Source organism: Streptococcus sp. GMD1S (assembly GCF_000296875.1).
Lineage (GTDB): Bacteria > Bacillota > Bacilli > Lactobacillales > Streptococcaceae > Streptococcus.
In genome coordinates this window covers 1-7165 of record NZ_AJQY01000048.1, presented here as the reverse complement: position 1 = coordinate 7165, position 7165 = coordinate 1, and the positions used below count along the sequence as shown (strand labels likewise).

At 39.5% G+C, this 7165-nt stretch carries 8 protein-coding genes and 1 pseudogene; all 9 read right to left on the bottom strand.

Going from position 1 to position 7165, the window contains the following annotated elements; all coding sequences use genetic code 11:
- Positions 1-320, bottom strand: a pseudogene (locus GMD1S_RS06100) (DNA replication protein DnaD); the annotation flags it as partial.
- An 8-nt stretch (positions 321-328) separates the two neighbouring features.
- On the bottom strand, positions 329-1273 hold the full coding sequence (gene metA / locus GMD1S_RS06095; protein ID WP_001122733.1) for a homoserine O-acetyltransferase MetA: 945 nt from the start codon (positions 1271-1273) through the stop codon (positions 329-331).
- Between the two features lie 181 nt (positions 1274-1454).
- Positions 1455-1967, bottom strand: coding sequence for an adenine phosphoribosyltransferase (locus GMD1S_RS06090; RefSeq protein WP_001049316.1), 513 nt, complete (start codon positions 1965-1967; stop codon positions 1455-1457).
- A gap of 179 nt (positions 1968-2146) precedes the next feature.
- The gene (rplA, locus tag GMD1S_RS06085) at positions 2147-2836 is read right to left on the bottom strand and encodes a 50S ribosomal protein L1 (protein WP_001085675.1); all 690 of its coding nucleotides are present in this window, start codon (positions 2834-2836) and stop codon (positions 2147-2149) included.
- A gap of 97 nt (positions 2837-2933) precedes the next feature.
- On the bottom strand, positions 2934-3359 hold the full coding sequence (rplK, locus tag GMD1S_RS06080) for a 50S ribosomal protein L11 (protein WP_001085808.1): 426 nt from the start codon (positions 3357-3359) through the stop codon (positions 2934-2936).
- A gap of 122 nt (positions 3360-3481) precedes the next feature.
- Positions 3482-4198, bottom strand: coding sequence for an LD-carboxypeptidase LdcB/DacB (gene ldcB, locus GMD1S_RS06075; protein WP_000747738.1), 717 nt, complete (start codon positions 4196-4198; stop codon positions 3482-3484).
- 14 nt (positions 4199-4212) lie between these two features.
- Entirely contained in the window at positions 4213-4674 is a 462-nt protein-coding gene (locus GMD1S_RS06070) for an HIT family protein (protein ID WP_000335584.1), read from the bottom strand.
- A 186-nt stretch (positions 4675-4860) separates the two neighbouring features.
- Positions 4861-5805 (bottom strand): hypothetical protein, encoded by a 945-nt coding sequence (locus GMD1S_RS06065; protein WP_223341662.1) that lies wholly within the window; start codon positions 5803-5805, stop codon positions 4861-4863.
- Positions 5806-5831: 26 nt separating this feature from the next.
- Positions 5832-6869 (bottom strand): M42 family metallopeptidase, encoded by a 1038-nt coding sequence (locus GMD1S_RS06060; protein ID WP_001077273.1) that lies wholly within the window; start codon positions 6867-6869, stop codon positions 5832-5834.
- Between the last annotated feature and the right edge of the window lie 296 nt (positions 6870-7165).

The following is a 7165-nucleotide window of genomic DNA, read 5'->3' as shown; positions in this document are numbered from 1 at the left end:
TCTAGTAAGCTATCCAAGCGTTCAAAAGCCAAACTAGCATCAAAAATCAGCTCAATTTCCCCATTTAGTTCAATGGTTCGATATTGTAGCAAACCATTTTCAGTCAAATTTGAAATAGATTGGTTGACATCTGCAACCTCTTTCCCAATGATTTCAGCAATCTGACTAGGTGAAACATCTCCTAGGGCTGTGGTATTTTGTAAATAGAAAAATTGCCAGACGAGAAAATCTTCGCTGGAAGGAAAGAGTTCCTTAAAATGCAAGAGCAGGGCACTTGGTAAAACCAAGTTCCCTGATTTAAAAGCGTCAAAATATGTCATAATTCCTCTTATAGATATCCAAATGCAGCCACATCATCCTCTACCTTTCTCCAGTCAAAAGGGGTTTCTTGATAAACTGCATAGTTTACCCAATTGCTGAAAAAGAGGGCAGCTGATGAAGACCAACAGAGACAAGGCGTCTCATTTACATCATCATTTTTAAAGTAGTTCTCTGGGATATGAGGGTTGAGTCCCGCCTCATAATCACGAAAATACTCTCTTGCCAAAGTGTCACGATCGTACTCCAAATGACCAAAACTATAAATTTCACGCAAATCTCGACTAGCTAGGATAGAAACCCCAACCTCAGGACCTTCTGACAGAATCTCCAGATTGGTCTTGTTTAAGATTTCTTCTTTTAAAATCTCAGTATGACGAGAATGAGGAGCTACATAGCGATCATCAAAACCTCTAAAAAGAAGGTGCCCTTCTTTTAAGGTATCCTGTGGATAAATGCCTGATAGTTTCCGATCCATCTGGTGCTTTTCAACGCCATAGCGAACATAAAGACCTGCTTGTGCTCCCCAACAGATATGGAGGGTTGAAAAAACATGCGTCTTAGACCATTTGATGACCTGCTTGAATTCCTCCCAGTAGTCCACCTCTTCAAAAGGCAAATGCTCCACTGGTGCTCCTGTGATAATCATTCCATCAAAAAAGTCATCCTTGACCTCTGGAAAGGTTTTATAGAAGGTTTCCATATGTTCGGCACGAGTTGTCTTGGAACGATGTGTTTCCATATATAAGAAATCAATATCTAATTGCAAGGGGGTATTGGCCAAATGCCGTAAGAGTTGCGTTTCTGTTACCATCTTTTGAGGCATGAGATTTAAAATCAAAATCTTCAAGGGGCGAATATCCTGATGAGCAGCCCGTTGGTCGTCCATAACAAAGATATTTTCTGTCCTTAAAATCTCCACAGCTGGCAATTTTTTATCAATTCTAATCGGCATAACCTTCTCCTAACTGTACTCTTTTAGAAATAATTGAATGTGTTTGAAGTCAAATCTCAAACACTTAGTCCTTTTATTATACTGCAAGAAGATATAGTTTTCAATTATAGTTTTTCTCTAACTAGCTATAGTTTGTTTATATAGCAGATGAAGAGAAAACAGCCCCAAGGACTGTTTTTCATTAATAATGCATAAGTACCTTGTAATCGTAATCTCCGATTTTTTCACGGCCTTTAAGCTCATCCAACTCAATCAAGAAGGCACAACCGGCTACAACTCCACCAAGTCTTTCAATCATCTCAATGGTTGCTTTGACAGTTCCACCTGTTGCCAAAAGATCATCTACGATGAGAACACGTTGACCTGGCTTAATCGCATCAGCATGCATGGTCAAGGTATCAATACCGTACTCTTTCTCATAGTCAGCAGAAATGACTTCACGTGGCAATTTCCCTGGTTTACGAACAGGTGCAAAGCCAATTCCCAACTCAAAAGCAACTGGGCAGCCCACGATAAAGCCGCGAGCCTCTGGGCCCACGATCATGTCGATCTTCTTATCGGTTGCATACTGAACAATTTCACGAACAGCGTAGCTATAAGCATTTCCATCTGCCATCAAAGGGCTGATATCACGGAAGGTAATACCTTCCTTAGGATAATTTTCAATCGTTGCGATATAATCTTTTAAATTCATCTTTTTCTTTCTTTCAAAGTTTTTTACTCTCTATTATACCACATTTTCTGTGAAAGAAGAAGAGGAAAAGCACTATTCTATTGCCCCATCAGGCTATTAATAGAGTTATTTCCCCTGGAATGAACTTATCATCAAAAAAACGAGCACATTCGTACTCGTTCTCTGATATAAACTACTGATTAAAGTGAGTTTACGTCAACCTTGATACCAACACCTTGAGTAGTTGTGATTGTCAAGTTTGTTACGTAAGTTCCTTTAGCTGTAGCTGGTTTTGCTTTTTGGATTGTTTCGTTGAAAGCTTTGAAGTTTTCAACCAATTTTTCAGCTTCAAATGATACTTTACCGATGATTGCTTGAACGTTACCTGCACGGTCAGCACGGTAAGTAATCTTACCACCTTTAGACTCTTCAACTGCTTTAGCAACATCCATTGTTACAGTACCAGTTTTAGGGTTTGGCATCAAGTTACGTGGTCCAAGGACACGTCCAAGACGTCCAACAAGAGCCATCATGTCAGGTGTAGCGATAACTACGTCGAAGTCCAACCAACCGTCGTTGATTTTCGCAACAAGGTCATCTTCACCAACAAAGTCTGCACCAGCAGCTTTTGCTTCTTCAGCTTTTGCACCACGTGCGAAAACAAGAACGCGTGAAGTTTTACCAGTACCGTTTGGCAATACCATTGCGCCACGGATTTGTTGGTCAGCTTTTTTAACGTCGATGTTCAAGTTGTAAGCAACTTCTACAGTTGCGTCAAATTTTGCAAAGTTAGTTTCTTTTGCAAGTGCTACAGCTTCTTCTACACTGTATGCTTTTGTGCTGTCGATTTTTTCAAGAGCAGCACGAAGTTGTTTGCTTTTTTTAGCCATTTTCTATTCTCCTTGTAAGTGGTTCAATCGATTTTCATCTCCCACGTCACTTCTCGAAATGATGAAGTCTTGCGGGTTATATTGGGGGTGTTATTGATTAGTCAACAACAGTGAATCCCATAGAACGAGCAGTACCTTCGATCATACGCATTGCAGACTCAATGTTTGCTGCGTTCAAATCTGGCATCTTAGTTTCTGCAATTTCTTGTACTTGTGCACGAGTAACTGTAGCAACTTTAGTTTTGTTAGGTGTACCTGATCCTTTTTCAACACCTGCAGCTTTTTTCAAAAGAACAGCAGCTGGTGGTGTTTTTGTAACGAAAGTAAATGATTTGTCTTCGTATACTGAGATAACAACTGGAATGATCATACCAGCTTGGTCAGCTGTACGAGCGTTGAACTCTTTTGTGAATCCCATGATGTTGATACCAGCTTGACCAAGAGCAGGTCCAACTGGTGGAGCTGGTGTAGCTTTACCAGCAGGGATTTGCAATTTTACAAGTTTTTCGACTTTTTTAGCCATTTTTAAATCCTCCTTTGTGGTTTTGGCGGTAATTAGAGATTTTTACCTCCCACAAGTATGCTTTACACATACTTTTCCATTATACACTATTTATCTAAAAATGCAAGAGAAAACTTTCGTTTTTAATCGACGTAATCGCCGCCTTCAAAGCCATAGTACTCTTCTAAACTGAGACCACTTGCAGCAATTTCTTTGGCCTCTTTTCCGACGTAGCGAAGATGCCATTCTTCCGCCATGTAGCCAGTCTCTTTTTCCTTGCCTTTGAGATAGCGAACAACAAAGCCAAAGTCAGCCGCATGATCCAAGAGCCACTGGGCTGCCTTTTCTTCAGTAACTAAATCACCATCTGTCCCAATAAGGTCAAAAGCAAGACCTGTTTGGTGTTCACTATAACCTGGGCGAGCTGAGTAGCGATCAGCAGCTTCCTTACCATCTTGATTCACATAGTCTTGATAAAGTTTGGTTTGAGTTTCATAACTTCTAAAACCACTGTAGTGATCGCTGATTGGGTAGCCCGCTGCTTGCATTGCTGCAATGAGTTTCAGCAACTCTGCTTTAGCTGTTGGATTTTCTCCTGGATTATAGTCTTTTGACAAAGGATAGTGCTTATTAGCTATGACGATTTCATCGTACTTCCCTTGAATACTATAGTAGTCTCCCTTATTGACAACTTCTGCCTTCTTCTGACTAGAGGCTTGGGATTTGCTCCCTACAGTTCCTTCAGGTTGACTAGTTTGTTCCGTTTTTTGAGTGTTTTCTTCATTTTTAGGTTTTTCTTGAGAACATGCTGCTAGGGTTACTGCTAGCAAACCTGATAAAACGATGTATCTTTTTTTCATTTTTTCTTCCTCTCTTAGGCCATGTGCTTCTCTAATTCATCGGATAAGGCTTTAATCATTTGTTCCAACTCATGGGATTTCACTTGGCAATCTTCTGACGCCATTTCTTCCCAGGGCACCCACCAGACTGGACCACGGCCATTAAGCCCATGCCCCTTCATATCACCTGACCGTCTTGGAAAGAGGTGCCAGTGAGCGTGGGCATCTCCATTTCCTAGAAGTTCGATGTTCATCTTTTCAGCTTTAAACGCTTTGGCGACTGCTTCTTGGACTAAACTCATTTCCTCTAGAAAACGCAGTTTTTCAGAAGTCTCCATATGGTGGAGTTCTGTTATATGTTCTTTTGCCAGAAATAAGGTATAGCCCTTAAAGTATTGGTGATCCCCAATAACAACATAGCCTGTTTCTAGTTCTTTTACAAAGTAGGGATTTTTCCCCGCTTTAATTAGGTCTATCCGCTCACAAATAAGACACATGAGTCTCTCCTTTCAACTCTAATAAGTTCAAAATATCTTGAGCCTGACAGCTCGGGATTAGCTATACTTGCATTCTCAAGCACATAGGGATTAAATCACTCACTGTCAATCCCTGCTTTATTTACCCCTCGGATATCCACTGCTTCAAAGTCGAGAAGGATGTGATTAAGGTCAAAAAGTCGGTGTTCATAGGTCATCATTCCCCTCCCTCTTATCTTTGTGAAATAATTTTTGAATCTTATTAAAAAATGGAATAACTGTAAAATTATCTATAAAGCGTCTCTTACTTAACTTAGGTCCCTGTAGTTTTCTATATTCTTCGATATAAATTGTAGATACCTTACCAATTTCACTTTCTCCGAAGATAATAGCTTTTAAAAATATTACACCAATACTTAAACAAAGTGAAACTATTCCAACAATAAGAACAATAGATAAATTTTTATACAAATAATACGATATTACAGTATCAACTGCGACAATATAGAAAAGGCACACTGTAATAAATATTCCAGATCTTCCATCATCACTTTCATCAACACTAAATTCTGGGAGTAAAAAAATTAAAATTACAACAAGCAGCAAATAAGCCAATAACAAAGAGGGTCCAGTAGGTTGTTCTATAAAACTCTGATACCCAAAGTAAATGAAAAATAGCTGAAGTAATAACATCGCATACTGAAATAAATAAAACCATATTTTAGCTGAACTTATAAGCGGAATATTTTTTTCTACTTTTATATCTAGTAATCGTTTAGCAATTTGTATCCGATGAGCTAGTTCTTTTAAATCCTCTATTTGAAGTATTTGAGAAGCAAGTTTTTTCTCTATAATTTCTATTTGATACCATATATATCCATCATCTTCTATCCACTGATATTTTCCAAAAGTTTTTATTTTTCGTCCATACGGATTAATGTTTTGAGAAATTTTAAAAAGTAGTTTTTCTAAATCTGGATTAGTAATTCCTTTATCTACCAGTTCATCGGCATAAACAACTAGTTCTTTAAAGTTTTCTTGTTTATTTTCATACACATACTTACGATATTCCTCTTTTTTCTTTTGGAAATAAGCATACAAACCCGAAACTAACCCCGTTATTATAGCAGGCGTTGCTAATTGTTTCAGCATTTCAAACATAATACTTTATCGCCCCTTTACTCCACCAAGGTGCTCTTGAGATAGGCGTCTACCATACGCTCAGTCGCCACGACCGAATCAATGTGTGTTCGTTCGTAAGAGTGACTGGATTCAATACCAGCTCCAAGGAGGGCGTGTTTGACCTCTGCTCCTGCTGACATAGCTGCTGAAGCGTCCGATCCATAAAATGGATAGATATCCAGCTTAAATGGAATATCTTGCTCTTTCGCCAAAGCTACTAAGTGTTGACGGAAGTCATAGTGATAAGGACCAGAAGCATCCTTGACACAGATAGATACTGTGTACTCATCCGTCTGTTGGTCATCGCCCATAGCTCCCATATCTACAGCTAGATATTCCACTACCTGAGCTGGAATATTGGAGTTGGCACCGTGACCCACCTCTTCGAAGACTGAAAAAGCAAAATGAGTTGTTACTGGCAATTCAATCCCCTCTTCCTTGTAAATACGAAGAAGATTGAGCAAAATTGCTGCGCTGACCTTGTCATCCAAGTGTCGAGACTTGATAAAACCAGTTTCTGTCACAACTGTTCGCGGATCGAAACTAATAAAGTCTCCAACCTCAATACCCAAGGCGCGGGTTTCTTTTTCATTGGTTACTTTTGCATCCAAACGCACTTCCATATTGTCCTGAGTACGTTCAGCAGTTCCTGCATCCTTGTAGACATGGCAAGATGTCTGGTGGATGAGGATAGTTCCAGATACCGTTTTACCTGTACTAGCCACATGAACCGTACAGTTCTCTCCCTCAATCATGTTCCAAGGGAAACCACCGATACGATCCAATTTGAGACGGCCATCCGGTTTGACAGCACGGACAATAGCACCCAGCGTATCCACATGGGCAGTCACATAGCGGTGTTGGTCATCATTTTGACCTTTAATAGTAACATTGACACCACCCTTAGCAGTTCGAATAGGCTGGTAACCAAGCTCTTCTAAAGTATGGACTAGGTAGTCTGAAATCTCACGAGTAAAGCCCGTTGGAGATGCAATAGCAGTTAATTCTTTGATATAGTTTACAGTTTGATTCATTTCTTCACCTCTTTCCTACCATTATAACATTTTTCTAGTCAGACTCCTTCTCAAAAGGAGAAAAACTGTGTTTAGTTGCTTTCACTATAGATCCATGTTATAATACAAATACTTTGATTATGAAAGGAAAGTAATAGATATGAAATCATACTTTAAAGTATCACTAGCCCTTGTGGCTTCACTTGTCCTCCTGCTCGGATGTTCCAAACAAGCATCAACTACTGCTAGCAGCAGTACCAAAGAAGACACAACAACTCAGTCAAACGAGACTAAACAAAGCAGTCAACAATCATCTG